Annotated in this window: 3 protein-coding genes; 1 reads left to right on the top strand and 2 read right to left on the bottom strand. The window is 70.3% G+C overall.

The window, feature by feature from the left end; translation table 11 throughout:
- The coding region (locus tag E1286_RS46765; RefSeq protein ID WP_246075756.1) for a glutamate ABC transporter substrate-binding protein at nucleotides 1-813 on the bottom strand (813 nt) is incomplete at its 3' end.
- On the bottom strand, nucleotides 810-1,493 hold the full coding sequence (locus tag E1286_RS46760) for a response regulator (protein ID WP_132623796.1): 684 nt from the start codon (nucleotides 1,491-1,493) through the stop codon (nucleotides 810-812). The genes E1286_RS46760 and E1286_RS46765, both read right to left, overlap by 4 nt.
- 159 nt (nucleotides 1,494-1,652) lie before the next feature.
- Here E1286_RS46760 and E1286_RS46755 point away from each other — a divergent pair, with 159 nt between their 5' ends.
- Nucleotides 1,653-3,077: a cache domain-containing protein gene (locus tag E1286_RS46755; protein WP_246075754.1), complete on the top strand. Its 1,425-nt coding sequence runs from the start codon at nucleotides 1,653-1,655 to the stop codon at nucleotides 3,075-3,077.
- Nucleotides 3,078-3,104 lie beyond the last annotated feature (27 nt).

Raw genomic sequence — 3,104 nt, 5'->3', positions numbered from 1 at the left:
GGAGGAGTCCGAGGTCACGCCGGAGACGCCGATGGTCGCCATGTACGCGCGGTCCCACTGCCCGTCGCGCAGCCACCGGGCGATCAGCCCGTTGAGGTAGTCGCGGAAGACCGTGTCGTCCTTGCGCACGCCCATCCCGTACGGCTCCCGCCCGAACGGCTTGCCGACCAGCCGCAGCGTGGCGGGATGCTGGGCGAGCAGCCCGAGCAGGATGGTGTCGTCGGTGCTGATGGCGTCGACCCGCTCGGCCACCAGCGCAGGCACGCACACGCTGTAGGCGTCGACGATCTCCATCTTCGCCCGGGGGATCATGGAACGGAGCCGGTCGACGGAGGTCGAGCCGATCGCCGTGCAGACGGTCTTGCCCTCCAGGTCGCCCACGTTCTCGATGGTCGAGTCGCCCGCCCTGACCAGCAGGTCCTGCCCGGTGTAGTAGTACGGGTCGGTGAAGGTGACCCGGTTCGCGCGCTTCTGCGTGATCGAGTACGTGGCGATGACGACGTCCACCACGCCCTGGGACAGGAAGTTCTCGCGCTCGCGCGAGACGGTCTCGACGAAGCGGACGTTGCGCTCGCTGCCGGTGAGGTCCTTGGCCACCAGCCGGGCCATCTCCGCGTCGAAGCCCGTGATCCGCCCGCTGGCCGGATCCTTGTAGCCGAACATCGGCTGGTCGAACTTGATGCCGACGGTCAGCACCCCGCGCTCCCTGATGCGGGCCATCGTGGAGTCCTCGGGGAACGCCTGCGCCTCGCCGCAGCCGACCGGCAGCAGGCAGCACAGCACCGCGGCGAGCAGTGCCCGCAGCGCCTTCACCGCACCCGGTACCGGTGCTGGGGGCGGCCGGGGAGGCCGTACCTCGGGCCGCCCTCGACCAGGCCGCGGCCGGCGAGGTACTCCAGGTAGCGCTGGGCGGTGGCGCGGCTGACGCCGACCATCGCCGCGAGTTCGCTGGCCGAGGCGTCCGCCTCGACCTTGGTCAGCGCGGCCAGCACCGCCCGCTCGGTCGCCGCCGTGATGCCCTTGGGGCGGGCCAGGTCCAGGTGCATCGCACGGTAGAGCTCGTCGATCTCCTGCTGCTCGTCGAACATGCAGCCCGGCTGGAGCCGCTCCAGGGTGTCCGCGTACCGCAGCAGGGTGTTCGTCAGCGTGCTCGCCCGGGTCGGTTTGACGAGGTAGTACAGGGCGCCGCGCTGGATGGCCGCGCGTACGGTGTCGGACTCCTTGCGCCCGGAGATGACGATGACGTCGGTGGGCGGCCGATCGGGGTGGCGTAACCGGTGGGCCACCTCGAGGCCGGTCATGTCCGGAAGGTGGAGGTCGAGCAGCACAAGCCGGGGCGCGAAGCGGGCGGCCGCGTCGAGCGCCGTCTGACCGTTGGGCGCGATCGCCACCACCCTGAACCCGGGGACCTTTCCGACCTGATGCTTCAGCGTCGTCGTGATGACCGGGTCGTCGTCCACGATCAGAACGGTGATGTCCCTGAACTCAGGCACAGCCACGCTCCTCATCCCTATGGCAGATAGTTTCAGCTTAGATGCGCTTTATCCGATTATTTCGACTTTTGCTCGTTGTGCTCAGCGGAAAAAGGCGCTCAGCACCTTTTGCTCCTAACCTGATACCCAATAGTCCGGGTCGGGAAAGGATGGACGGCGGTGCGATGGCTGCTCGCGGTGACGGCCCTGTGGACGCTGCTCGGTCTGCTGCCTCTGGTGCTGCTCACCTCCTCCAGCATCTCCCTGTCGGAGCAGGCGGTGCGCGAGGAGGTCACGGACCGGGTCAAGACCACCGCGTCCGTCAGCCGGGTCGTCGTCGACCAGCAGATGAGCTCGCTCACCCAGCTCGTCACCGCCTTCGCCCAGCGGCCCGAGGTGCGCGAGGCCGTGGGCGGCCCGCGCCCCGGCGTGCTGCGTGACTGGCTGGCCGAGCTCGAGCGGATGCGCGACGGCGTCAGCGGCCTGATCATGATCTCGCCGGAGGGCGACATGCTGGGCGGTGAGCCGCCGAGCGTGCTGCCCCAGGACATCGTCAGCACCGACTGGTACCGCGCCGTACGTGACCGGCCCCGGGCCCACGTGTCGCAGGCGTACACGCCCACCATGGTCGGGGTGTCGCGGGCCGTCGCCGTGGCCGCGCCCATCCCGAGCGCCGACGGCACCCGCATGCTCGGCATGCTCACGGTGGTCTACAGCCTCGACGCCATCCAGGAGTTCGCCGAGGAGGCCGCCGACGCGCAGGACATCCGCCTGCTCATCACCGACCGGGCCGGCGTGCTCGTCGCCGATCCCGGCAGGAAGCTGTTCGCCCTCACCTCGCTGCGCGAGGACCCGCGCGTGGACGCCGCCCTGGCCGGGCAGGCGTGGAGCGGCGACTTCCGCGGCATCGACGGCACGGTGTTGTCGGCCTCCGAGCCCATCCCGAGCATCGGCTGGACGGTCACCGCGGAGGTGTCGGCCGCCGAGGCGCTGGCCGAGGCCGAGCAGGTGCGGGCGAACGTGCTCACCGTCGCCGCCCTGCTCGCGCTGCTCATCCTCATCGGGCTCGGCCTGCAGATCCACAGCACCCGCGGCCGCCGCCGCGCCCAGGCCACCCTGGCCAGGTACGCCGCCGAGCTGGCCGCCGCCCGCGACGAGGCCGTCAGCGCCTCCAGCGCGAAGTCCGAGTTCGTGGCCAAGATCAGCCACGAGATCCGCACGCCGATCAACGGCGTGCTCGGCATGAACTCCCTGCTCATGGGCACCCGCCTGGACGACGAGCAGCGCTACTACGCCGGCACCGCCCAGTCCGCGGCCCACAACGTGCTGCGCCTGCTCGACGACTTCCTCGACCTGTCCCGCATCGAGGCGGGCCACCTGCAGGTCGACGAGGTGCCGTTCGACCTGCCGCGACTGTGCGACGAGGTGGTGGCGCCGTTCGCGCCGCGCGCGTACGAGCAGGGGCTGTGGCTGACGCTCCGGCTGGAGGAGGGCGTCCCGCGCCAGGTCTGCGGCGATCCCGAACGGCTGCGCCAGGTGCTGACGAACCTCGTCGGCAACGCGCTCAAGTTCACCTTCCAGGGCGGCGTCGACCCTGTCTCTTAGACACATCTGACGCTTCCTACGATCGCA

The sequence above is a fragment of the Nonomuraea terrae genome, from assembly GCF_004348995.1.
Taxonomy (GTDB): domain Bacteria; phylum Actinomycetota; class Actinomycetes; order Streptosporangiales; family Streptosporangiaceae; genus Nonomuraea; species Nonomuraea terrae.
The sequence above is the reverse complement of the archived record's forward strand: the minus strand, read 5'-3'. Positions and strand labels throughout refer to the sequence as shown.